The 22,841-nt window shown below is 59.7% G+C and carries 21 protein-coding genes; 9 read left to right on the top strand and 12 right to left on the bottom strand.

The window, feature by feature from the left end; genetic code table 11:
* Window positions 1-397: 397 nt before the first annotated feature.
* On the top strand, window positions 398-976 hold the full coding sequence (locus AAA069_RS08110; RefSeq protein WP_349128059.1) for a methylated-DNA--[protein]-cysteine S-methyltransferase: 579 nt from the start codon (window positions 398-400) through the stop codon (window positions 974-976).
* A gap of 206 nt (window positions 977-1,182) precedes the next feature.
* Here the strand turns inward: AAA069_RS08110 and AAA069_RS08105 are convergent, their stop codons facing one another.
* Both AAA069_RS08105 and AAA069_RS08100 read right to left on the bottom strand, forming a co-directional pair.
* Window positions 1,183-1,377 (bottom strand): hypothetical protein, encoded by a 195-nt coding sequence (locus tag AAA069_RS08105; protein ID WP_349128058.1) that lies wholly within the window; start codon window positions 1,375-1,377, stop codon window positions 1,183-1,185.
* A gap of 550 nt (window positions 1,378-1,927) precedes the next feature.
* A complete protein-coding gene (locus tag AAA069_RS08100; protein WP_271759290.1) occupies window positions 1,928-2,566 on the bottom strand; it encodes a GyrI-like domain-containing protein in 639 nt (212 codons plus the stop codon).
* 270 nt (window positions 2,567-2,836) lie between these two features.
* Here AAA069_RS08100 and AAA069_RS08095 point away from each other — a divergent pair, with 270 nt between their 5' ends.
* A complete protein-coding gene (locus AAA069_RS08095; RefSeq protein ID WP_118206577.1) occupies window positions 2,837-3,538 on the top strand; it encodes an ABC transporter ATP-binding protein in 702 nt (233 codons plus the stop codon).
* 5 nt (window positions 3,539-3,543) lie between these two features.
* Window positions 3,544-6,309, top strand: coding sequence for an ABC transporter permease (locus AAA069_RS08090; protein ID WP_349128057.1), 2,766 nt, complete (start codon window positions 3,544-3,546; stop codon window positions 6,307-6,309).
* Between the two features lie 539 nt (window positions 6,310-6,848).
* Here AAA069_RS08090 and AAA069_RS08085 read toward each other — a convergent pair.
* Complete coding sequence (locus AAA069_RS08085) at window positions 6,849-7,928, bottom strand: ATP-dependent 6-phosphofructokinase (RefSeq protein WP_089572334.1); 1,080 nt, start codon at window positions 7,926-7,928, stop codon at window positions 6,849-6,851.
* A 140-nt stretch (window positions 7,929-8,068) separates the two neighbouring features.
* The gene (locus AAA069_RS08080) at window positions 8,069-9,154 is read right to left on the bottom strand and encodes a carcinine hydrolase/isopenicillin-N N-acyltransferase family protein (RefSeq protein ID WP_195624970.1); all 1,086 of its coding nucleotides are present in this window, start codon (window positions 9,152-9,154) and stop codon (window positions 8,069-8,071) included.
* 161 nt (window positions 9,155-9,315) lie between these two features.
* Between AAA069_RS08080 and AAA069_RS08075 the strand changes: the two genes are divergently transcribed.
* From AAA069_RS08075 to AAA069_RS08065, 3 genes are all read left to right on the top strand, one after another.
* Window positions 9,316-10,701 carry a M18 family aminopeptidase gene (locus tag AAA069_RS08075; RefSeq protein WP_349128056.1) on the top strand — a complete coding sequence of 462 codons (1,386 nt, stop codon included), beginning with the start codon at window positions 9,316-9,318 and terminating at the stop codon, window positions 10,699-10,701.
* Window positions 10,702-10,918: 217 nt separating this feature from the next.
* Window positions 10,919-11,299, top strand: a complete 381-nt coding sequence (locus tag AAA069_RS08070) for a hypothetical protein (RefSeq protein WP_161115069.1) — start codon at window positions 10,919-10,921, stop codon at window positions 11,297-11,299.
* A complete protein-coding gene (locus AAA069_RS08065; protein ID WP_271756704.1) occupies window positions 11,292-11,783 on the top strand; it encodes a PIN domain-containing protein in 492 nt (163 codons plus the stop codon). Before AAA069_RS08070 ends, AAA069_RS08065 begins: the two co-directional genes overlap by 8 nt.
* A 230-nt stretch (window positions 11,784-12,013) precedes the next feature.
* Here AAA069_RS08065 and AAA069_RS08060 read toward each other — a convergent pair whose 3' ends face one another.
* The 3 genes from AAA069_RS08060 to AAA069_RS08050 form a co-directional block, all read right to left on the bottom strand.
* A complete protein-coding gene (locus AAA069_RS08060; RefSeq protein WP_349128055.1) occupies window positions 12,014-12,949 on the bottom strand; it encodes a D-2-hydroxyacid dehydrogenase in 936 nt (311 codons plus the stop codon).
* A 127-nt stretch (window positions 12,950-13,076) separates the two neighbouring features.
* On the bottom strand, window positions 13,077-13,964 hold the full coding sequence (gene map, locus AAA069_RS08055; protein WP_349128054.1) for a type I methionyl aminopeptidase: 888 nt from the start codon (window positions 13,962-13,964) through the stop codon (window positions 13,077-13,079).
* Between the two features lie 55 nt (window positions 13,965-14,019).
* Window positions 14,020-14,796 (bottom strand): radical SAM protein, encoded by a 777-nt coding sequence (locus AAA069_RS08050; RefSeq protein WP_349128053.1) that lies wholly within the window; start codon window positions 14,794-14,796, stop codon window positions 14,020-14,022.
* Window positions 14,797-15,021: 225 nt separating this feature from the next.
* Here AAA069_RS08050 and AAA069_RS08045 point away from each other — a divergent pair, with 225 nt between their 5' ends.
* The 3 genes from AAA069_RS08045 to AAA069_RS08035 all read left to right on the top strand — a co-directional run bounded on the left by AAA069_RS08045 (window position 15,022) and on the right by AAA069_RS08035 (window position 18,291).
* The gene (locus tag AAA069_RS08045; protein WP_349128052.1) at window positions 15,022-15,819 is read left to right on the top strand and encodes an alpha/beta hydrolase; all 798 of its coding nucleotides are present in this window, start codon (window positions 15,022-15,024) and stop codon (window positions 15,817-15,819) included.
* A gap of 211 nt (window positions 15,820-16,030) precedes the next feature.
* Window positions 16,031-17,911, top strand: coding sequence for an HD domain-containing phosphohydrolase (locus AAA069_RS08040; RefSeq protein WP_349128051.1), 1,881 nt, complete (start codon window positions 16,031-16,033; stop codon window positions 17,909-17,911).
* Between the two features lie 23 nt (window positions 17,912-17,934).
* On the top strand, window positions 17,935-18,291 hold the full coding sequence (locus AAA069_RS08035) for an Hpt domain-containing protein (protein ID WP_199412370.1): 357 nt from the start codon (window positions 17,935-17,937) through the stop codon (window positions 18,289-18,291).
* A 105-nt stretch (window positions 18,292-18,396) separates the two neighbouring features.
* Here the strand turns inward: AAA069_RS08035 and AAA069_RS08030 are convergent, their stop codons facing one another.
* The 5 genes from AAA069_RS08030 to AAA069_RS08010 form a co-directional block, all read right to left on the bottom strand.
* A complete protein-coding gene (locus tag AAA069_RS08030) occupies window positions 18,397-19,206 on the bottom strand; it encodes a gamma-glutamyl-gamma-aminobutyrate hydrolase family protein (RefSeq protein WP_349128050.1) in 810 nt (269 codons plus the stop codon).
* A 51-nt stretch (window positions 19,207-19,257) separates the two neighbouring features.
* A complete protein-coding gene (locus AAA069_RS08025) occupies window positions 19,258-20,022 on the bottom strand; it encodes an amino acid ABC transporter ATP-binding protein (protein ID WP_349128049.1) in 765 nt (254 codons plus the stop codon).
* Between the two features lie 36 nt (window positions 20,023-20,058).
* Window positions 20,059-20,892 (bottom strand): amino acid ABC transporter permease, encoded by an 834-nt coding sequence (locus tag AAA069_RS08020; protein WP_006234893.1) that lies wholly within the window; start codon window positions 20,890-20,892, stop codon window positions 20,059-20,061.
* On the bottom strand, window positions 20,889-21,548 hold the full coding sequence (locus AAA069_RS08015; protein WP_006234894.1) for an amino acid ABC transporter permease: 660 nt from the start codon (window positions 21,546-21,548) through the stop codon (window positions 20,889-20,891). Before AAA069_RS08015 ends, AAA069_RS08020 begins: the two co-directional genes overlap by 4 nt.
* Before the next feature lie 139 nt (window positions 21,549-21,687).
* Window positions 21,688-22,683, bottom strand: coding sequence for a glutamate ABC transporter substrate-binding protein (locus AAA069_RS08010; RefSeq protein WP_271740098.1), 996 nt, complete (start codon window positions 22,681-22,683; stop codon window positions 21,688-21,690).
* Window positions 22,684-22,841: the final 158 nt, after the last annotated feature.

Below are 22,841 nucleotides of genomic sequence, written 5' to 3'. Positions count from 1 at the left end.
GGCCTGTCCGGCGGGGGCCGGACTTAGTTTTCAGAACGTCCTCGACCATGTGTGGCACCTTGTCCTGCTCCTTCGGAGCCGCGGACAAGGCGCCACACTGGTCTGCGGAGTGTTCTGAAAACTAAGCCCGGCCCCCGCCTGCGGTGACGCGGCTGCGAGCGGCCTGCGATGGGGTCGTTGTTGGTTGGGGCCGCTGGGCTGATGGGGCACGTGGCCGTTGCGGGCCCTGATCCCGGCGGCGGCCTCGGCGCTTTGTGCCTGCCGCCTTTGGGGGCCGCGGAGCACGGCCGGCAGCTGCGGCGCTGTCGCGCCTGCTGCCTGAGGTGACTTTGGGGTCGATTGGGGTTGTCTGCACAATTCGCGGTATTATGTTGCGGAGTTTTGAAAGGAGCCGCTGGTGGTCACGACGACGTTTGCTTCGCCTTTGGGCGAAATCTTGCTTGCCGCTGATGGCCGCGGTTTGACGGGGCTTTGGTTTGAGGGGCAGGAGCACTTTGGCTCCACGCTTCTCAAAGAAGATCCCGAACATGTTGAAGGCGCCGATGCAGTTTCTGGTGCTGGCGGCATGTCGTCGGTGAGTCCGGCAAATGGTGCAGCGTCTTCGGTGCTTGATCGTTCTTGGGCTTGGCTGAATGCTTATTTTGCAGGGCAGGAACCTCGGTTTACGCCGCCGTTGCATTTGATTGGCACGGCGTTTCAGCGTGAAGTTTGGTACGAGCTGCTTTCTATTCCGCGTGGCGAGGTCGCTACGTATGGCGAGATCGCCCAGCGTGTTGCGGCTCGACATCGTGTGCCGGGAAATGAGACACCCGTTGTGTCTCCCCGTGCCGTGGGGGCCGCGGTCGCTCGCAACCCTGTTTCGATTATTGTGCCGTGCCATCGTGTGGTTGCCGCCGATGGTTCGCTTAACGGGTATGCCGGCGGGCTTGACCGCAAGGAGTGGCTGCTTCGGCTTGAGGGCGCGTACGAGGAGTAACGCTCGAACACTTTGCATAGCCAAGACGCCGTGAAAGAACGGGACATGCTTTCCGAATGGAGGCTCAGACGGAAACTACGTCCCGGAATTCCGTTTTAAAGCGGGATGCGCTTTCCGAATGGCGTTCCAAGCGGAAACCGTGTCCCGGAATACAGCCTCAGAGTGGGACGCCGTTTCCGGCTGAGACCACCTGCCTGGACATCGATCTACGCCCGCTCCTGCAGGGCGTAGATGGACTTATCCATGTTGAACAGGTAAGTCACAACGCAGACAATAATGAACATCGGCAAGTTACCAAAGCCGAAGACTTCGCAGCCAATAGGGATGGGTGCGAGCAGTGTATTGGTGGCGCTGCCAAAGGCGGCTGCGTAGCCCAGTGCGGCGCAGAGCTCGACGGGCATGCCGAGTTGAGCCTCGTTATGGCGACATCTGGGTAACAGAAAGGCCCGCGTTCCTCAGAGGCAAGATAGGCAATTCTGCTTCTGAGGTAGATCTCAATTCTGCCGACCGCACTGCCGACCGCATCAAACATTAACTGCCGGAGGGCTCGGTCAAATTCATACGTGTAGATGATGGTTTCGAATGTTGTGCCTTCGCGAAAGATGGTAATCCCGGACTTGCATTTGGTTTTGTAGGGAAACCAGTAGGCCGACAGTCTGTAGTGGTTGGCTTCGACCAAAGCTCGCTCGAGTTCGCTTTGATCAGAGCACTTAAGACCCTTGTTTTCTGTCAATAGTGCTATTTGTTCGTTGATGGATATCCGCGACTTCTGGTATTTCATTAAGCCTCTTGATATAAAAAGAGCTGGAGTTGCGCATCGTTGAGAGGCTTTCCAGCTTTAGCAAAACAAACTTATAAGATGCGACGGGCCGCGTCAAGATAATTACCGGACGGCCTAGGAGGCGGCTGGTTGGCTGGCTTAAAACCCAGCGCGTGAAATGACGCTCCACGCTATTCAGCGCGCTTGATAGGATGACGAACCACAGTCTTAAGTTTCTCCGGCGCACACTTGCGTGGATCGGAAAGATAGATTTCGTGATGTAAACGGGTATCTGAGAAGTCGGGGACATAGCCCTGCTCGGTCGTGTATTCATGCATAGCGTCTACGGTCGCCGGTTCGTTGTCGTAGGGCCCGGTGTGCATGCATTGAACGCAGAGGCCCTCGTCAACTTTAAGCAGCTCGACGGCAGAAAAGTCCAGTTTCTTTTTGTTCGTGGCTTCCACGACTGCCCAGTCAAAGTCATCTCGGGTGACGAAATCGGGTAGGCGGATGCACGAGATAAAGTTGAAATCGTCCTTGCGTACATAGTCGATGTCGCCGCTCGGGGAGTCTTGCCACCAGAAACCCTCGAGCGGAGGTACCACAAAGTCGAAATAACCCTCGATACTCCTTGAGCCTTTCTTCGACATCTTGACGGTATAGGCGATTCCGTAAAGTAGCGGCAGAGCGTTTTGATACTCGCCACCTTCGGTATTTGGGTCGCCCTTTCCGCGAACGGCAACGTAGCTCATAGGCGGGACAGTTACGATACTCGGCTTGCTTGCAGGTTTGTAGAGCTCCTTGCATTCCTTCTTAAAGTCGAACGCCATGTTGGCCGCCTTTCTGCGTATTGGCCTGCTTAGATAACGGAATCATATCATAGAAACGAACAGCTGTTCGAATGATTTGGCTGACAGATTGAGATGCGTGCGTTGTGTTTGGCGGTCGGCCAGACCCCGTCGATGATGTCTCTGCCTTCCCGGCGCCCGTCTGCGCTCCCCGTTTCCCCATATAAAACCTGCCAAAATGAACCTGTCCCTTTTTGGTCGGTGCGAAATGGGTAATACTAAAGAGTTATCCGACCAGATGGGAACCGATCGATGGCCTATATCGAATTTAAAGACGTCATCAAAGCATACGGCGAGGGCGATGCCCGCATCCACGCGCTCGACGGCGCGAGCTTTACGGTCGAGCGCGGCGAGCTCGCCATTATCCTGGGTGCCTCGGGTGCCGGCAAGACCACGGCGCTCAACATTCTGGGCGGCATGGATACGGCGACCTCCGGCACCGTGACGGTGGACGGGCGCGATGTGAGCTCCGCTAACGAGGCGCAGCTCGTGGAATACCGCCGCGCCGATGTCGGTTTTGTCTTCCAGTTCTACAATCTGGTTCCCAACCTGACGGCCCTCGAAAACGTTGAGCTCGCAGCTCAGATTTGCCCCGATTCGCTCGATGCCGAACAGACGCTTCGTCAGGTTGGCCTGGGCGAGCGCCTGGGCAACTTTCCGGCACAGCTTTCGGGCGGCGAGCAGCAGCGCGTGTCCATCGCCCGCGCACTGGCAAAGAACCCCAAGCTGCTTCTGTGCGACGAGCCCACGGGCGCGCTCGACTATAAAACCGGCAAGCAGATCTTGCAGCTGCTGCAGGATACCTGCCGCAAGCAGGGCATTACGGTCATCATCATCACGCACAACTCCGCGCTCGCGCCCATGGCCGATCGCCTGATTCGCTTTAAGAGCGGTCGCGTGGAGAGCGAGACGGTCCAGCAAAATCCCGTGCCTATCGAGACGATCGAGTGGTAGCGCCCATGGATCAGGACCGCCAAAACAGCCAACGCCGCGACGCGCGGAACACGGAGCGCGAGCAGGATTTTACGACCTACCGCACTGCCCAAAGCTCAAACGATATGGTGCCGACGGTTTTTCGCCGTGGCATCTACCGCACGATTCGGGGCAGTCTTAAGCGCTTTTTGTCCATCGTGGTTATCACCGCTCTCGGCGTGAGTGTGATGTGCGGCCTTAAGGCGGGCTGCGAGGATCTGTGCGATTCGGTCGACGCGTATTTTGACCAGCAGAATGTCTATGACATTAACGTGCAGTCGACCTATGGCCTTACACGCGACGATCTTGCGGCTATCCAAGAGGTCGACGGCGTCGAGACGGCTGAGGGTATCTACACCGAGACCGCCTACACCGCCGTGGGCACAACGCGCGAGCGCGTGGTCGTGCAGAGCCTTTCCAAGGAGAACATCGATCAGCCGGTGCTGGTGAACGGCGATTTGCCCGAGAGTGCCGATGAGGTCGCGGTGACTTCGAAGTTCCTGAAGGCTTCGGGCAAAAAGCTCGGCGATACGGTGAGTTTTGCTGCCAATGACGCGAGCTCGTCGAACCAAAGCGCCAAGGACCAGTTTGCCGCGGGCGATTACACCATTACGGCCGAGGTCCTCGATCCCACCGACGTGAGCTCCGACTCGACAGTCAACGCCTTTCGCGCTGCTTCGGCTGCGGATTATAAGTTCTATGTGAACGAGGACGCCGCGACATCTTCTTCCTACTCCGCGGTCCACGTGATCGTCGAGGGAGCCAAGAGCCTCAACTCCTATTCCGATGCCTACACGACAAAGATCAACGAGGTCAAGGGCAATATCGAAGAGATTCGCGACGAGCGCGAGAAAGCGCGTGCTCAGGAGCTGACGGTCGACACGCCGGCAAGCTTGGATGCGGCCGAGCGTCAGGCGAATATGCTCTTTGGGATTGAACAGGGCAACATCGATCGTATGGCCGAGGGCAGTGAGGAGCGCGTCCAGGCTCAGGCCGAGTTGGACCAGCGCCGCGCCGCCGCCGACCAACAGTTTGCCGATGCCCGTGCCGAGCTCTCTGACCTGGGCGAATGCACCTGGTACATCCAGGATCGCGGCAATATCGCAAGCTACTCGAGCGTCGAGAGCGACAGTTCTTCGATCGAGGCCATCGCCACCGTGTTCCCGTTTATCTTCTTTATCGTCGCCGTGCTCATCAGCCTTACCACTGCCACGCGTATGGTTGAGGAGGAGCGCACGCTCATTGGTCTGTATAAGGCACTCGGTTATTCGCGCGGGCGCATCCTGTCCAAATACGTGGACTACGCGCTGTGGGCTTGTCTGATCGGCGGCGTGCTTGGCAACATCATCGGATTCGTGGGCCTGCCGCTGTTCCTGTTTACGGTGTTTGACGACATGTACTCACTGCCCCAGATGCTGCTTTCGTACGATATCGTGTCGTCGCTCGTGTCGGTGGCGCTGTTTGCCGTGGGCGTGGTGGGCGCCACGATTATCGCCTGCCGCCACGAGATGGCCGAGACCCCGGCCTCGCTTATGCGTCCCAAGGCCCCGCGCGCTGGCTCACGCATCTTGCTCGAGCGCATCGGCTTTATCTGGCGCCGCATGGGCTTTTTGAACAAGGTCGCTGCACGCAACCTATTCCGCTATAAAAAGCGCGCCTTTATGACCATCTTTGGCATCGCCGGCTGCACGGCGCTTGTGATTTGCGGCATGGGCATTCGTGATACGTCGGTCGCGCTTTCGCCCAAGCAGTACGGGCATATCACGCGCTATGACCTGCTGGCGGTTGCCAATCCCGACGATTTTTCACAGACGTGCGCGGCGCTCGACGAGCGAAGCGCAGCCAAGGATTCCGACGTGACCGTGTCTTCGACGCTGTCGATTATGACCGACAACGTCACCTTTACATTTGGCGGCAAGAGCGAGACCGTGCAGCTGATCGTGGTGCCCGATGACCGCACGAACGACCTGGACGACTACGTGCGTCTCGAGGATGAGTCCAAAGAGCCGCTATCTTTGCGTGACGGAGATGTGTACCTGAGCAAGAGTTCACAGCTGGTGCTGGGGATTCAACCGGGCGATACGGCACACGTCCAGGATTCGTCGCTCAACGTAGCCAAGGTCAAAGTCAGCGACATTTCGCTCAACTATCTGGGCAACACGCTTTACATGACGCAGGGCACCTATGAGCGCGCGTTTGGGCGCAGCGTTCGCCTCAATGGCATCTTTGCGCTGCTCAAGGGTTCGTCGGCCGACCAGATTGCGTTTAGCAAGAAGCTTAAGAGTGACGGCTGGCTTTCGATTTCGAGCACGGCCGAGCATTGGGAGAACTTTGAGGCGAACTTCACTATTATCAATTCCGTCGTGGTGCTCGTGACCTTTATGGCGGCGTGCCTGTCGTTTGTGGTGGTGTTTACGCTGTCCAACACGAATATCTCCGAGCGCGAGCGCGAGCTGGCGACCATCAAGGTGCTTGGTTTCCGCCGTGGCGAGGTGCACCATTACGTCAACAAGGAGACGTTGATCCTCACGGCAATTGGCGCCGCGCTGGGCGTGCCACTGGGCGGCTTGCTGGCCGAGAGTTTTACGTACATTTTGCAGATGCCGTCGCTGTACTTTGATGTTGAGGTCGAGCCGCTAAGCTACGTGCTCGCCGTGGTGCTTTCCTTTGGCTTTACGTTTATCGTCAACCTCGCCACCAATCGTACCCTCAACAAGATCGACATGGTCGGCGCCCTCAAAAGCGCCGAGTAACCTGCCTGGGATTCAAGCTGTAGCGAGCTGTAATGTACCACAACCGCATTTTTGCATAAACCGCCCCGCCGATTGCATATTTCGGCGGGGCGGTTGCTTTTTGCCCGCGGGTACCCCAGGGGGCGACGTGCAAATTCCGGAGTATTCAGCATCCCGGAGCCCGCGGGTGCGGGAGCGGGCGCACAAAAGCGCATTGAAAGCCTGACTTTGAGCTCCGGCGCCTCGAGGACCGCTCATTTTTTTTGCAGAATGCGGCCCGCGGCGCCTGTCTCTCGCCCAAAATCCAGTATGCAGGCACCCTCGGCTGCTGAATACTCCCAAAAATGCACGCCGCATCCTACCCCAGGCACTTGCAGCAAGAAGACGAATAGCCTCGGCCTCCCCGGTTACCGCAGGAGGCCCCAGGGCTTACCTCCCAAATCTTTCCGCAGGACGGAAGGACCCCGCCGCGCGAAGCGCACAGCGGGGTCCTGACATGTCCGAGGACGATTTGGGAGGTAAGCCCTGGGGGCCTCCGATGGGGGCGGTTCCAGCCGAGGCTATTCGTCGCCGAAGCTGATGCCCAACGCCTTGGCCTCGCGCACTAGATCGCTCTGGGGGTCGACGTACTTGAGCTTGCCAGCGACCTCCTCGAGCGGCATGTGGCACATCTTGCCGTCACGCAGGGCAATCATGTAGCCAAACTCGCCGCGTAGGCAGCCCAGCGCGGCCTCGACGCCGCACTGGGTCGCAAAGATGCGGTCCTGGGCGTCGGGCTGACCGCCGCGCTGCGTGTGGCCGGGGATGGCGACGCGGGTCTCGCGACCGGTCTTGGCCTCGATCTCCTTGGCGATGTCGTAGACGATCGACGGGCTCGTGCGCTCGGCGAGCTTTTTCTTGTACTCCTTCTTGGACAGCGCCGCGTCCTCCTTGGAGATAGCGCCCTCGGCGACGGCTACAATCGTAAAGCGGCTGCCGGTTTCCATGCGATGCTCGATGGTCTTGATGACGTTATCCATGTCGTAGGGGATCTCGGGAATCAAGATGACATCCGCGCCGCCCGCGACGCCGGCATACAGCGGGATCCAGCCAACCTTGTGGCCCATGATCTCGATAACGAACACGCGGCCGTGGCTCGAAGCGGTGGTGTGGATGTCGTCGATGCACTTGGTGGCGACGTCGATGGCGCTCGTAAAGCCAAACGTCAGCTCGGTGCCCCATGTGTCGTTATCGATGGTCTTGGGCAGCGCGATAACGTTGAGGCCCTCTTCGCGCAGGCGGTTGGCGGTCTTGGTGGAGCCGTTACCGCCCAGCATAAACAGGCAGTCGAGCTGCAGCTTATGATAGGTGTGGACCATCGCCGGCACCTTCTCGACACCATCGGCCTCGGGGGTATCCAGACGCTTGAACGGTGTGCGGCTCGTGCCCAGGATGGTGCCGCCGCGGGTGAGGATGCCGCTAAAATCGGCGGGCGTCATGACGCGGAACCTGCTGTAGATAAGGCCCTGATAGCCGTCCTCAAAGCCATAAATCTCGATAGGCTCTTCGCTATTGGTCATAAGCGTTTTGACGATGCCGCGCATGGTGGCGTTGAGCGCCTGGCAGTCGCCGCCACTGGTAAGAAGACCGATCCTGAGCATGATGAATCCTTCCGGGCAAGTTATAACATGCGCATAAGTTTACCCCCCGCACACTGTTGATACGGGGGTAAACGTGTTAGCTCAAGCGTATGGAAATGTAAGCAACGTCAGGCGAGCGTAAGGTCGACGAGCCTGGGTCCTTACAGTGCGAAGGCGTCGACGTCGCCCCAGTGGCGGCGCAGCGTAATGGCGGCGGCGGGTTCGGTATTGTCAAAGACGACCGACCATTGCGTATTGCTGGTGATGTCTTCCGGATTGGGTTCTTGCGCTGCGGCACGCAGGGCTTTCCAGACAATCGTTTCGTCCTGGGCACCGACATGGGCGTCAAGGACATCGGCGATTGCGACGGCGCGCTCTTTACCATGGCCCAGCTCGCCATTCTTTTGGTTGGGCAGCACTTCGTCGCCATAGCAGGCGTAGAAGTTCGTAACCTGGCGTACAGGAGTCGCTTTGAAAGCACGGTCCGGATCGCGCGGATCCCACTCTACTACGCGCGCGTCACCGGCGGCGTCGTTGATAAAGAAGTGGTAATCGCGTCCTGCCATGGCGTGCATGTCGTAGGCGGAAAGCAGGTCGACAGCTTCTTGCGTGGTGGCGGCACGGTCGAGCACCAGGCGGATGGCGAGCGAGGTATTGATGACGGGGCGTTGCGTGTCCTGGTCACAGGGCTGGGAATCCAGGGTGAGTACGGCAATGGACACGCCGCATTCGTTAACACCGTCGAGCTGGGCAAACGGGCCCATGAGTGCGGCGGCGCGTCCGCCGACGGAGTCAAGCGGAGTGTTATCGCCCAGGTTGTTAAGGGCGGCAAACCCGATGGAGGCATAGCCGTCGCGTGGGTGATTGCGCACCAGCAGCGCCGAGGTGTCGTCCTTAAAGTCGTAATTGCGACCGGTGCGCACGCGGCCTTCGGCATCTACGGCGACAAAAGCGCTGCAGGCAAACTGGGGCGCCTGGACATGTACCGGCACACCGGGCAGCACCTGCGCCACCACGGCATCGATGTAGGCCTGGTCGTCGCGCACGCCAGCGGCGATGATGCGATCAAGATCGTAGTCGTAGGCGATGTCGATTGCGTACAGGTCATAGCCATCCGCGTAGCCGGTCAAGCGTTTGAGCGACGCGGCGGACTTGATTTGCTTGTGATAAACGATACCGGTGGCAGCGGCAAGGCCGACGGCGACTCCCGCGACACCGCAGGCGATGGCAATGTTACGTGGCTTCATGACGGCTCCTCTCGTCCTGTTAGCGTAATTGTCGCAAAAGGAGCGTGGGCATGATGGCTCAACTTGGCGAGCGGCGCGGGATTAAACACGGAATGAAGAGTGCGGCGCTGGCGCGGCGGGGTATGCTGGAAGGGACCATCAACCCAGCGAAAGGGGAGAGCATGACGGATCAGGAAACGCCCGAGCGCGCGCATGTGACGGCCGATGATATCGAGGCCGCCAACGACCTTATCGACTTTATCGAGGCATGCCCCAGCATGTTCCATACGGCGGCGACCATTATGGCCGAGCTCGACGAGGCAGGCTTTACCTACCTGCCCGAGAATGCGGCGTGGGACATCGAGCCGGGCGGGCGTTATTACACGCAGCGCAACACCTCGAGCGTTGTTGCCTTTAAGGTGGGCGAGGACCTGGCCGCGACGTGGGGCGAGGACGGCGTTGCCGGCGACTACCATTTTCAGCTGACGGCGTCGCACAGCGACTCGCCGACGTTTAAGGTTAAGGCCGTGCCCGAGCTCGACGGCGCGGGCGAGACGCTGCGCCTGAACACCGAGGCCTACGGCGGCATGATCGACTACACCTGGTTCGACCGTCCGTTGGCACTCGCGGGCCGCGTGCTGGTACGCGAGGGCGACCGTATCGAGAGTCGTTTGCTCGCTACCGAGCGCGAAGTCGCCATCATCCCGAGCCTTGCCATCCACATGAACCGTGGCGTTAACGAGAGCTTTGCTCCCAACCGAGCCGTTGACCTGTGTCCGCTCATCAGCGCCGGTGACCTTAAGCAGGGCGACTTTGACGCCCTGATCGCCGACGAGCTGGATGTTGAGCCCGAGCAAATTTTGGGCCGCGATCTGTTTCTGGTCAACCGCCAGGATGCGCGCATTTGGGGCTGGGCCGACGAGTTTATCTCGACGCCCAAGCTCGACGACCTGGCCTGCGCCTACACCTCGCTGCAGGCATTTTTGGGTGCCGAGAATGCGCACGACGTTTCGGTCTTTTGCTGCTTTGATAACGAGGAGGTTGGCTCCGAGACCAAGCAGGGCGCCATGTCGACGTTCTTGGCCGATGCACTGCGCCGCATTAACGGCTCGCTGGGCTTTGACGACGAATCGTACCACCGTGCGCTTGCTGCCTCGATGCTCGTGAGCTGCGACAATGCACATGCCGTGCACCCCAACCACACCGAGAAGTGCGATGCCCGCAACCAGGTGGTGCTCAACGGTGGCATCGTCATCAAGGAGGCAGCCAACCAGCACTATTGCACCGATGCCTTTAGCCGCGCGGTGTTCCAAGCCATTTGCGATGACGCCGACGTGCCCACGCAGGCCTTCGCCAACAAGAGCGATATGGCTGGCGGTTCTACGCTGGGCAATCTGTCGAACATGCAGGCGAGCATGCATGCCGTGGACGTGGGCCTGCCGCAGCTTGCCATGCACTCGAGCTACGAGACCGGCGGCGTGCGCGACGTGATGTACGCCATCCGCGCCCTCACCGCCTTCTACGAGCGAAACCTAACCATCAACGGCGCCGAAAGCGTGGAGCTCTAAACCTGCCAAAAAGGGACAGGTTTATTTTGGCAGGTTTTATCTGGGCAAATGCAAAGGATGAAACCGACCTAGATCGGTGGTACGTGGCCGCTGAGGTGCAGTGCACCTCGGCGGCTTTTTGTGCACAGAGTGCGGCTAATGCTAATAAATGCTATACGTGCTTTACGTATCTACCATTGTATTTTATGATTGGCATAGGAGATGATAAGGAGGAACCATGACTACGGCGTCAGCTCAGATCAACGTGCGTCTCAATGCCGATCTCAAGCGGAGCGGTGATGCTGCGCTCTCTAGCGCTGGCATGACACCGAGCCAAGCGGTGCGTGCGCTTTGGCAACTTGCGGCGTCTCTGGCTGATCGGCCCGGCGCGCTCCAGGACCTCCTTTCGCCCAGTCGTGCCCGGGCGGAACAGCGCGAGCGGGAGAAAGTCGCCAAGCACAAGTTCGAACTCATCGACCGGGGTTCGCAACTGTTCGCTGCTGCTTGCCGTGAATCGGAAATTGACTTGGCTAAGGTGCAGCCCTCGGGCGATGAAGAACTCAAACGGAACGCCTACGCGGATCGCTACGGCGAGGAGATGAGCTGGCTCTGTGAATGAGAATCCAAAGCGCATCTTGGTTGACACCAACGTGTGGCTCGATTACTTCATTCCCCGGCGACGCGGTCGTTCAGCGGCGATTGAGTTTCTACGTGATGCATGCGCGGCTCAAGTTGATTTGCTGTATGCGGCGACATCGTCCAAAGACCTGTTCTATTTGATTTCGAGCGAACATAAGGCGTGGTATCGGCGCGAGCATGGCTCGCTATCCCAAGATGCCTCCGTGGCGGCGACATCACTTGCATGGGATTGCCTCGACGTGTTGTCGCAACTTGCCACGCCGGTACCCTGCGACCTGAGTGACATATGGATGGCGAGCAAGCAGCGTAATCTCCATAGCGATTACGAAGACGATTTAATCATCGCGGCAGCGATGCGCGCAAAGGCAGACCTTCTGGTCACCAACGATGTCAAGCTCTGCTCGCACGCACCAGTCGCCGCAATGAGCGTAGAAGACGCAAAGAATTACTTAGCAACGCTCTAACAATTTGAAGACCTCACAGGTCGAATAAAAGTCAGCGAGAGTCCGCCGTTTGAGTCAAGGTGCCGCGAAATGAAAAGGCGCTGACCTTCTGGTCGCGCCTTTGAAATTGAACGGCAGATTGGCCAAACGGCGGGTTCGTAGCGTCGGCCGGTCCGCCGTTCGTTAGAACGGCGGAACCAATGGGGCTCGCAGCGTCGAGGGGTTCCGGCGTTTGGAAAACGCCGGAACAATCAGTGTTCGATCCAGCAGCGCAGGGTCTCGCCTGCCTGCAGGTGACGCAGATTCTCCGCGGCAATGTCGACCACATTGTTGAGCGTGGCTGCCAGGTGGAACCAGCCCGAGATATGCGGCGTGATGAGCATGTTGGGCGCATCCCACAGTGGACTTGTCTCAGGCAACGGTTCGGGGTCGGTGACGTCGACCGCGGCGCCGGCGAGATGTCCCGACTCCAGGGCGGCAACCAAGTCGTCGGCGACCACAAGGTCGCCGCGGCCGCCGTTGGCAAAGAAAGCGCCCGGTTTCATCGCGGCGAAGAACTCGGCGTTCGCCAGGCCGCGGGTCTCGGGTGTGCTGGGCATAAAGGATGCGACGATGTCAGCCTCGGTCAGGCGCTCAGACAGGGCATCCATGCCGTCCATGTCCTCAAACACAATGGGGTAGACGAGCGGATGGCGCTTGATGCCGCGGACGTGCGCGCCCATGCTGCGGCAGAGCGTGGCAAAGTGGCCACCGATGTCGCCCGCGCCCAGCACCAGCACGTTGGCGTTTTTGAGCGAGGTGACCGGCCCTAAATCCTCCCAGCGATGCTCGCGCTGCAAGTCGTGATAGTCGGGCAGGCGCTTCATCATGGAAAGGACCATGGCAAACATGTGCTCGCTCACGGCCTGGCCGTAGGCGCCCACCGAGCAAGACAGTTTGGCGTCGGCCGGTACGGTGCCGGCGGCAAGGTAGTCGTCATAGCCGGCGGTCTGCAATTGCAACAGCTGGAGATGCTCGCATGCCGTGAGCATGTCAGGGTCGATGTTGCCCAGGATCACGTCGGCATCGGCGACCTGCTCACGCGTGGCGGCGTCGGCGCTCGTGTAGATAAAGTCCTCGCCCGGAGCGCTCGACTCAAGAATTGCGCGATGGCGGTCATTGACGGGCAGCAAAACCAGGATGTTCACAAGCAGTCCTCTCCGCTCGACCTGCAAAAAGGGACAGGTTTTTTGGCAGGTTTTATCAGGCAAAACGTTCAAATAAAATCGCCGGATGCAAGACGAGCGTGCCCGTCAGCATCCGGCGCATCCACGGCTACCAGCTCAGCAGCTCGTAACCGTCCTCGGTCACCACGAGCTGCACCTCGCACTGGGCCGAATCGCTGCCGTCCTTGGTGCGCACGCACCAACCGTCACCCTTGCTGATCGTAATGTCGGGCGCTCCGGCATTGACCATGGGCTCGATGGTAAAGACCATGCCCGGAGCCATGATGGTGTCCACATCGGGTGCCTCGGTGGTAAAGCCCACAAACGGGTCCTCGTGGAACTCCTTACCGATGCCGTGTCCGCCGTACTCGCGCACCACGCTAAAACCGGCGTCCTCGACCGTCTTTTGCACGGCCTCGGCCATCACGGACAGCGGTAGCCACGGCTTGACGGCAGCCAGACCCGCCTCCACGCTGGCGCGGGTGACGTCGACCAGGCGCTGACGCTCGACAGAGACCTCGCCGATGCAGAACATGCGGCTCGAGTCGCTAAAGTAGCCGTCCAGGATCGTGGAGCAATCGACGTTGATGATGTCGCCCTCGTGCAGCACGTCCGTATCACAGGGGATACCGTGGCAGACCACATCATTGATCGAGGTGCACACGCTTTTGGGGTAGCCCTCGTAGTTGAGATCGGCCGGCGTGCCACCGTGCTCGACGGTGTAGTCGTAGATCATCTGGTCAATCTGGTTGGTGGTCATGCCCGCGGCGATGTGCTCGCCTACGTAGTCGAGCACGCCCACGTTGATGGCGGCGGAGCGCTTGATGCCCTCGATATCGGCGGGCGTCTTGTAGAGCGTACGGGGCAGAATCTCCCAGCCCTCCTCCCACAGGCGCTCGAGGCGCTCGTCGAAGGCGCTGTGACATTTCTTATATTTTTTGCCGCTGCCGCACCAGCAGGCGTCGTTGCGGCCGGGCACGGGTCCTTTGTCATACATGGCTAACTTCCTTTCATTCGCAGCTAGTATAGCCCACTCACAGGGCAGCTGCGCGCTAGTAGCTCGCCTGACAGGGGATGCCGAGGGCGCGCACGCGTGCGGCAATCTTGTCGAGCACCTCGGGCGCCGCTTTGGCAAGGCCGGCGATCGGTGTCTCGCGCGCTACCGTGTAGATGGTTGCTTCTTGTGGGCGAATACGCTCAAGCGCCGCGAGCCAGGGGGCAACGTACTCCTCGCCGGTGTTGTCGATGGGCTTGCCCAGATACTCACCGGTCAAGAAGATCGTCTGGATAATAACGTGACCGTCAAAGCTTGCGAACGTCTCAATCTGGTGCTCGACGTCGTAGGGGCCAACAGGCTGGTCGAGCAGCTGGATAAATGCCGGATCGACCGTATCGAGCTTAAGAATGTTGTCGTCGACCATCATGAGCGCATCGTGCACCTCGGGGCAGTCGGCGCGCGTACCGTTGGAGAGCACGGCGATTTTGGAGTTTGGGGCAAGCTCGTCGCGCAGCGCGACGGCGCCGGCGATGGCCTGCGGAAACTCCGGTGCGGCGGTGGGCTCGCCGTTGCCTGCGAAGGTGATCACATCGGGGAGCTCGCCCTCGGCTGCCATCTCGCGGAGCTTTGCCTCGAGCGCGTCGAGTACCACGGCGGCTGTGTTGTACGGCTCATGGCAGGGGCGCTCGGCGTTGAGGCCGTTTTCGCAGTAAATGCAGTCGAACGTGCAGATTTTGCCGCTGGCCGGCATCATGTTGACGCCGAGCGAGAGACCAAGGCGACGGCTGCGAACGGGCCCAAAGATGGGGCTGGCATTCAAAAACGTAGACATAGGCATATGCTCCTCAAGACAATTGTGCCTAAGCATAGCATCGGCTCCAAAGCAAGGCGCGGGCTCTTGCTTTACAAGTTTCGTTTTTTCACGTCGCTCATTATGCCGTGCCATGAAAAGCCTCGGGTCGGGTACAGTTAATCTGTTAACAAGGCGTAAGACAATGCGGGCCCATCTAGCCGTACTGACGTGCAACTGGATGAGCATTGATTATGGGGGCACAACATGGATTTTACGGTCGAGGATGCGGGCACCACGATTGCCTGTCGCGAATATGCCGGCCCGGATGTGTCGCCTGATGCTCCTGCCTTGGTGTGCGTGCACGGCGCTTGTGTCGACGGCACATTTTTCGACGGTATCGCTTGTGAGCTCAGCCGCAACTACCGCGTGATTGCCTACGACCGCCGCGGCTGCGGTGGCAGCAGCGATGCGGCAGACGGCAGCTATGATCTTGCCGCTCAGGCCGCCGATCTGCAAGCCGTGATCGAACACGTTGGCGCTCCGGCAAATGTGCTTGCGCATAGCGCCGGTACGTTGGTGGCGCTGGAGCTTCTTCGCACCGAACCCCATCTCGTCGCCCGTGCGATTCTGCATGAGCCGGCTGTGTCGGCCGAAGGCGTCGGTATGGGCGCAGCTCCGGTTTTGCTCGATATGATTGCGGCTGGAAAGGTTTCAAGGGCGCTCCGGCTTTTCTTGGGAGCCCTCGGCGACTTGGACCCCGAGGCTCCTGGGACGACCGAAGCGGAAGTCAAACATGCCCTGCGCAATGGTCGTTGCTTTATGGCGAACGAATATGGAACAAATATGACATATGCTCCCGACTGGGAGCGCGCCCGCGCGTCAAAGGCGGTGTCGGCCGTGTTTTTGGGCGAGCTTTCGGTCGATACGCCCCGCGAGGCTGGTACGCGAGCGGCTGCCGAATATCTCGATTGCCCCCTTGTGACGATCCCGGGCGCGCATAACGGTTTGCGCGATCGCCCCGTTACGGCGGCAAACGCCGTTCGCGATGTCTTGGAGCGTTAGCACGCTCGATGACCTGCGGGGAGAGGGACTGTTAGCGTTTCGTCATTGTTAACGAATGCGCCCATAACCGCGCGCTCGCAGCTCCATTACCGCCGTTTGCCAGGTCATAAAAATGTAACGATAATCGCGCGTTTGCCTTCAGCTGTTAGATGTTACCCTTGTACCAATTGATATGCACCGTTGCCGTGCGTAACGATAGGAAGGGCCCCATATGCTCAATAATCACGAGGTCAATCTAACCGACGAGGAGGCTGCCGCCGAGGTCGCCCGCGTCGCGAAGACCTACCCCGTGGTGCGTTTGCTGTCGGCCGATCAGATTAAGAGCGAGCCTAACTGCCTGCTCGCCGGCAATCGGTGCCCTTGTCTGCGCCAGTCGAGTCTTGAGGCCTTGGCAGATTCGGGTGAGGTGTCGGAGCAACTGCTCAACGATGGTGTTGAGTACCGCGCCCGTCTGCGCCCTCTAAAGGTCGAGGGCGAGCCTCACGTCTTGCTGATGGTGCGTCCGATTGATGAGCAAGAGGCCACAGAAGAGGACCTTGTCTACACCGACGTGCTGACGAGTGTGCGCAATCGCCGATATTACGAGGAAAAGCTCCGTAGCGCCCGCATGAATGCCGGCGTTGCGATGATCGACCTTGATGATTTTAGGGTCTTCAACGATACCTGCGGCCATCATGCCGGCGACCTTGCACTCGGTGCTGTGGCGACAGCCATACGCAGCGGAATTCGTTCGACTGACGAGCTTGTGCGCTATGGCTGCGACAAGTTTGTGGTCGTCATGCCCAATATTCCCTCCGATGACTTCGCCCGTCGCCTGCATCAGGTATCCGAAGCCGTTCATTCCACGATTATTCCGGGCCATGAGTACGTGAGCTTGACGGCATGTGTTGGTGGCGTTCGCATTCATGGCGAGACGGTCGATGAGGGCGTTGGCCGTGCTGTCCAGTTACTGAGCCGCGCTAAGGCAAAAGCCGGCACGGTCGTGACTGATGCCGATTCCATCGAGGCCTTCCAAAGCGAAAAGCCTTTGGTGCTTATTGTCGATGACTCCGAGATGAACCGAGCCATTCTCAACGAGATGCTCAAGGATGAGTATTGCATCCTCGAGGCTGATAACGGTCGCGCGGCACTCGACATGGTCGACCGCTATGGCGATGAACTGTCGCTCGTGCTGCTGGATATTGTCATGCCGGGCATAAGCGGCTTTGAGGTGCTGGCCGGTCTGTCGCGCCGATCGGGTATAGACAATCTGCCTGTCATCATGATTTCGAGCGAAGATTCCGATGATATGGTTCTGCGCGCGTACGAGCTGGGCGCCTCGGACTATATCAACCGCCCGTTTGACTCCCGTGTCGTGCGTCGCCGTGTAAGCAACACTATCCGTCTGTACGCCAAGCAGCGCCGCCTGACGAGCTTGCTGTCCCAGCAGTACAACGAGCGCGTCAAGAACAGTCGCATGCTCATCGACATCATGGCCGGCGTCATGGAGCTTCGCAACGGCGAGAGCGGCAGGCACGTTACGAATATCGAGAAGCTGACCGAGCTGCTGCTTGGCTGTCTGGTCCGGCGTAGCGACACGATCTCCCTCGACAATGAGGAACGCTCCACGATCGCCCTGGCTTCGGCGCTGCACGATATCGGCAAGATGTCGATTGACGATGCGATTCTCAACAAACCCGGACGCCTTACGCCCGAGGAGTTCGAGATTATGAAGACGCATACCACGATCGGCGCCAACATGCTGCTTGAGCTGGGTAGCCATCACGCCGGCAATGCGCTTATGGAATATGCGTACCAGATTGCGCGTTGGCATCACGAGCGCTGGGACGGCAAGGGTTATCCCGATGGCCTTAAGGGCGATGAAATTCCCATTGCCGCACAGGTGGTTTCGGTGGCCGACGTGTACGATGCGCTGACGAGCGTGCGCGTGTACAAGGACGCTATCCCGCACAAGGAGGCGATCAAGATGATCCTGGACGGTAAGTGCGGCACCTTTAACCCGCTGCTGCTCGATTGCCTGCTCGAGGTGCAAGACCAAATTGCCGAGACGTTGGCACGCCCCGCCGACGTCGTCGCGTTTCCCACGATTTAGTTTGACCAAAGGAGTTTTAATCCATGATTTCCATGCGTGAGGCGTATGAGAAGATCGGCGCCAATTATGATGACGCGTGCGCTCGGCTGATGGGCGAGGAGATGCTTAGCCGCTTTGCCCTCAAGTTTTTGGATGACGAGAGCATGGACAAGCTGGAGGCCGCCATGGCGGCGGGAGACGCCGAAGGTGCGTTTATGGCAGCGCACACGCTCAAGGGCGTGAGCCAGAACCTGGGATTCGATAATCTGTACGAGCCGGCGGTTGTGGTGACCGAAGCACTGCGCGGCGCCGATGCCGTTGACGGCGCTCGCGAGGGAATGCATGCGTTGCAGCAGCAATATGCGGCTACGATGTCGGCCCTGCGCGAAGCGGCTGAATAAGAGCTTGCGAGCCTTGGGCTGCGTGCCGGCCACATATAGGTAAAAGGGCGCCCCGCCGGACCATGTGGCCGGCGGGGCGCCCTTATCTGTTTTGTGGTTTGCGAGCTAACGGGCCTGCTTGACCTTGGCCGCCGCCTCGACAAACGACTTCCACAGGTTAAAGTCGGTCTCGAGCGTCTTCCACGTGTACTCGGGATGCCATTGCACGCCCAGGCAGAATGGCTGGCCTTCGACCTCGATGCACTCGGGAACGCCGTCGGTTGCCTTGGCGACCAAGCGCGTGCTTTTACCCAGACGATCGACGCAGCAGTGGTGTGCGGAGTTGGTCTGGATAAGCTTGGCGCCGCCAACCGCGCGCTCCAACAGCGAACCCGGTACGACCTCGACGGGATGCACGGGATCGTTGAGCACGTGGGTATGGCGCCACTGCGTGCGGCCCTCGCGAGCGCCCAGGCTCGGCACGTCCATGCACAGGGTGCCGCCGGTGGCGACGTTGAGCAGCTGCGTGCCGCGGCAGGTGGTAAAGAGCGGCTTTTTGGCACGGAGCACCTCGTCGACCAGCTTAAACTCAAAGCTATCGCGGATCTCGCAGCAGAGGGTGGGGTCGTAGGGTCGATCATCGCCCCAACGTTTGGGATTGACATCGGGGCCGCCGGGAATGGCGACGCCGTCGGCGATATCGACGTAATGACGGATGACCTCAATGTCCTCGGTGATGGACATCTGCAGCGGCAGGCCGCCAGCGGCAAGGATGGCATCGACAAAGACACTTGCGATTTCCTCGTTGGGGGAGAGCATCTCGGTTAAAAACGGCTCTGCCTCTTCCCAGCGCGGCGCGACGAGGATGAGCGGACGGTCGGCGGGAGCGACGTCGACATGCGGGGTGTAGGACGATGAAGTGCGAGTTCCGATCATAGGTGTAACTTTCGAGTTTGGATGGGCATGGCTGGCGGGTGGGCGGTCTGGCTAGTGACCCTTGATGGAGTTGAGGAAGTCCTGGGCGCGCTTGGTCTGGGGATGGTCGAAGAACTCGTCGGGCGTGCCGGTTTCCACGATCTGGCCGTCGGCCATAAACACGACGCGGTCGGCCACGCGGCGGGCAAAGTTCATCTCGTGCGTGATGACGATCATCGTCATGCCCTGCTGGGCCAGGCGAACCATGACTTCGAGCACCTCGTTGATCATCTCGGGATCGAGGGCGCTTGTGGGCTCGTCAAAGAGCATGGCCTTGGGCTGCATGGCGAGTGAACGGGCGATGGCCACGCGCTGCTGCTGGCCGCCCGAGAGCTGTGCGGGCACCTTATCGGCCTGCTCGGCAACGCCTACGCGGCTCAGCAGATCCATGGCGCGCTCACGGGCCTCATCCTTGGAGACGCCCAACACGTCGACCGGCCCCAGCATGACGTTCTGCAGTACGGTCATATGTGCGAACAGGTTGAACTGCTGAAACACCATGCCCAGTTCGGCGCGCATGCGGGCAAGATCCTTGCCTTCCTGCGGCAGGGGCTCACCCTCGATGAGGATCTCGCCCGAGTCGATGGTTTCCAGGCGGTTGATGGTGCGGCACATGGTCGACTTGCCCGAGCCCGAGGGACCGATTACAACGACGACCTCGCCGCGGTCGACCGAGAGATTGATGTCGTTGAGGACGTGTAGGTCGCCATAGTGCTTATCGACGTGTCTGAGCTCGATCAGCGGCTGATTGCCGGTGGTAGAGGTGCTCTGTGCCATGGTGCTCGGCTCCTTATGACTCGAAATGGTAAAGCGTTAGCGGATGATGGTCGCGCCGGTTTTGTGCGAAACATAGACAGCGGCCTTGTTAATCGCGACGTTGATGAGGATGTAGATGACCGCGATAACCAGGTAGACCGACACGAGGGCGTCGTAGTTGGTAATGAGTACGCGGGCGTTTTGCATGAGGTCGGGGTAGCTCACCACATAGGCGACGGTAGTGTCTTTGACTACGACCACAAGCTGCGAAATCAACGACGGAATGATAAACCGAATGGCCTGCGGCAACACGATTTTAAAGGTGATTTTAGCCTTGGAGAGACCAAGCGCCTGGGCGGCCTCGACCTGGCCGCGCGGCACGGCGTTGACGCCGGCGCGGAAAATCTCGGCAAGTACGCCGGCTGCAGCGAGCGCGACGGGAAGCGTGAGCATCCAAAACGACGGCAGCGCGATCTTGTACTGGGGCAGCACCAAAAAGAAGAAGTAGATGAACAGAAGGCTCGGCACACCGCGGAAGAAATCGGTGAGCACGCGGCAGACCAGCTGCAGCGGCTTAATATCGCTCGTGCGGCCGAGCATAAGGGCTAAGCCCAGCACCAGCGCGATGGCGCCAGCGGTGAGTGCGACTTTAACGGTGCCCTCAAAGCCGGCTAGCAAGAACTTCCAGGTGGTGAGGTGCGTAAAGAAATACCAATAGTGGACCGAAAGCTGGCCGGTCACATAAAAGCGCTGCAGTACCAGGACGGCGAGCGCGGCGACGGCAACAAGCGAGATGGCGGTGCCGATGCGAATCTTGGCGCGCATCTTGGGGCCGGGAGCCTCGTAGAGCGCATCGCGCATGGTAAGCGCAGGGGAGGAGTGCTTGCTCATCGGAGGATCCTCACCTTCTTATCGATGTAGTTGCCAATGTGGCTCACCACAAAGGCCGTGCCCAGGTAGCCGAGCGCCGAGATAAAGAACGCGGCGACGCCGCCGAGCGAGCGCGTGTTGATGTAGCTCACCACGCCGGTGAGCTCCTGCGGTTTAAGCGGCACCTGACTGCCGAGCGCGGTGGTGAGCATGACGGCGATAAAGAGGTTGGTCATGGGCAATACGCTTGAGCGCAGTGCCTGCGGAATCACGATCTTGGCGAGGATACGGTTAAAGCTCATGCCCAGCGAGCGGGCGGCTTCCACCTGGCCGACGCCTACGGTGTTGATGCCGCTCATAAAGTTCTCGGAGCCAAAGGCAGAACCCAAGAGCACCGTGGCGACGATAACGCAGGTGCGGTAGGGCAGAACGACTTTGAGCGGCGGCAGCGCGTAGACGACGATGATAAGCAACGCGATGCCGGGGATGTTACGGAAGACCTGAACATACAGGTCGCCAAAGACGCGCAGCGGCTTGAGCGGCGACACGCGCATCACGGTGACGGCGACGGCCAGTACCATGGCGATGGCAAACGACTCAAGCGTCATGCCCCAGGTTGCTAGCAGCGCGTCGATATAGTTCTGGCCATAGAGCGACCAGAGCTCGGAGAGACTCATGCGGACCTCCCGCCGATAAGGAAAGGGGCTCCCGTGTGTACGGAAGCCCCGACAACTCAGTGAGGAAACAGTTTAGCGCAATAAAGCGAATCGTGCGTTTCCGTATGGTTTCGCAGCGGCTGATGCCCAGCTTGCGAGCTTAGGCGCCGACCTCGGGCAGCTCGGGAACGTTGGTGTCGCCCGTACGGTCGCCGATGCAGATCTGCCACAGCTCGGTCCAGGTGCCATCGTCCTCGATCTTCTTAAGGAAGTCGTTGACAAAGGCGACGCCGTCGGAATCGAGCGGCAGGCCGATGCCGTAGGGCTCCTTGCTGCCGAAGGGCTTGCCGGCGATCTTGTACTTGCCGGGCTCGCGGACCAGGGCGCTCTGCTGCATGTTGTTATCGATGACGTAGGCATCAACGCGACCCTGCTGGAGTGCCTGGCGGGCCTCCTCGTCGGTCTTGAACTCCTGCTGGCTGGCCTTGGGAACGAACTCCTCCAGGATGGCGGGGCCGTTGGAGCCGGACTGGACGGCGACGTTCTTGTCGGCCAGGTCGTCGACGCTCTTGATGTCGTCGTTATCGGCGAGCACCAGGATGGCCTGCTGCGTGTAGTAGTAGGGGCCGGCGAAGGAGACGAGCTTCTTGCGCTCGTCAGTGATGGTGTAGGTGGCAAAGACGGCGTCGACCTGGCCGTTCTGCAGGACAGACTCGCGCGTGTCCGAGGTCACCTGGGTGATCTCGACCTTGTTCTCGCCCAGAATGTAGTTGGACAGGAGCTGTGCGATACCGGCATCGAAGCCGCGGGTCTGACCGTCTTTCTCGTTGAGGAGGGAGAAGAGCGTGGAGGTCTGAACGCCACCGATCTTAAAGACGCCGGCGTCCTTGACAGCCGTGGCCCAGGTGCTGGCGGCGATGGCATCGTCATCGGCCTTGGGGCCGTTGTCGACGAGCTTGTCGAATGCCTTGGCATCGAGCGTGGCGGAAACTTCGGTATCCTCGGAGCTCTTGGAGGAGCCGGCGGCGGAACCCTTGTCGGCCTCGGCGCTGGTGTCAGAGCAGCCGGCAAGACCAAGGCCGGCGACGGTTGCGAAGGTGGCGGCAACGAAGCCGCGGCGGTCGAGAACGACCTGCTGGGAGAGGTTCTTGCTCATGGTAGAACACCTTTCTCAATAAAATCCCTAGCGGTTGAGTAGAGTTATACCCTATCGCGCTCAAATGGGTCAACACGAAATAACTCAGAAACATACTTACCTTATGGGTAATTCTACCTACCAAAAAGGGACAGGTTTATTTTGGCAGGTTTTATCTG

This window comes from Collinsella sp. CLA-SR-H006 (assembly GCF_040097075.1).
GTDB lineage: Bacteria > Actinomycetota > Coriobacteriia > Coriobacteriales > Coriobacteriaceae > Collinsella.
This window is presented reverse-complemented; position numbering and strand designations above follow the sequence as displayed.

Excerpts from the sequence above, each read along its gene's own strand:
- AAA069_RS08090 (WP_349128057.1), top strand. The coding sequence starts at position 3,544 with ATGGATCAGGACCGCCAAAACAGCCAACGCCGCGACGCGCGGAACACG.
- AAA069_RS08105 (WP_349128058.1), bottom strand. The coding sequence starts at position 1,377 with ATGCCCGTCGAGCTCTGCGCCGCACTGGGCTACGCAGCCGCCTTTGGC.
- AAA069_RS08075 (WP_349128056.1), top strand. The coding sequence starts at position 9,316 with ATGACGGATCAGGAAACGCCCGAGCGCGCGCATGTGACGGCCGATGAT.
- AAA069_RS08015 (WP_006234894.1), bottom strand. The coding sequence starts at position 21,548 with ATGAGTCTCTCCGAGCTCTGGTCGCTCTATGGCCAGAACTATATCGAC.
- AAA069_RS08080 (WP_195624970.1), bottom strand. The coding sequence starts at position 9,154 with ATGAAGCCACGTAACATTGCCATCGCCTGCGGTGTCGCGGGAGTCGCC.
- AAA069_RS08100 (WP_271759290.1), bottom strand. The coding sequence starts at position 2,566 with ATGGCGTTCGACTTTAAGAAGGAATGCAAGGAGCTCTACAAACCTGCA.
- AAA069_RS08040 (WP_349128051.1), top strand. The coding sequence starts at position 16,031 with ATGCTCAATAATCACGAGGTCAATCTAACCGACGAGGAGGCTGCCGCC.
- AAA069_RS08020 (WP_006234893.1), bottom strand. The coding sequence starts at position 20,892 with ATGAGCAAGCACTCCTCCCCTGCGCTTACCATGCGCGATGCGCTCTAC.
- AAA069_RS08045 (WP_349128052.1), top strand. The coding sequence starts at position 15,022 with ATGGATTTTACGGTCGAGGATGCGGGCACCACGATTGCCTGTCGCGAA.
- AAA069_RS08070 (WP_161115069.1), top strand. The coding sequence starts at position 10,919 with ATGACTACGGCGTCAGCTCAGATCAACGTGCGTCTCAATGCCGATCTC.
- AAA069_RS08085 (WP_089572334.1), bottom strand. The coding sequence starts at position 7,928 with ATGCTCAGGATCGGTCTTCTTACCAGTGGCGGCGACTGCCAGGCGCTC.
- AAA069_RS08025 (WP_349128049.1), bottom strand. The coding sequence starts at position 20,022 with ATGGCACAGAGCACCTCTACCACCGGCAATCAGCCGCTGATCGAGCTC.
- AAA069_RS08035 (WP_199412370.1), top strand. The coding sequence starts at position 17,935 with ATGATTTCCATGCGTGAGGCGTATGAGAAGATCGGCGCCAATTATGAT.
- AAA069_RS08095 (WP_118206577.1), top strand. The coding sequence starts at position 2,837 with ATGGCCTATATCGAATTTAAAGACGTCATCAAAGCATACGGCGAGGGC.
- AAA069_RS08030 (WP_349128050.1), bottom strand. The coding sequence starts at position 19,206 with ATGATCGGAACTCGCACTTCATCGTCCTACACCCCGCATGTCGACGTC.
- map (WP_349128054.1), bottom strand. The coding sequence starts at position 13,964 with ATGTATGACAAAGGACCCGTGCCCGGCCGCAACGACGCCTGCTGGTGC.
- AAA069_RS08050 (WP_349128053.1), bottom strand. The coding sequence starts at position 14,796 with ATGTCTACGTTTTTGAATGCCAGCCCCATCTTTGGGCCCGTTCGCAGC.
- AAA069_RS08010 (WP_271740098.1), bottom strand. The coding sequence starts at position 22,683 with ATGAGCAAGAACCTCTCCCAGCAGGTCGTTCTCGACCGCCGCGGCTTC.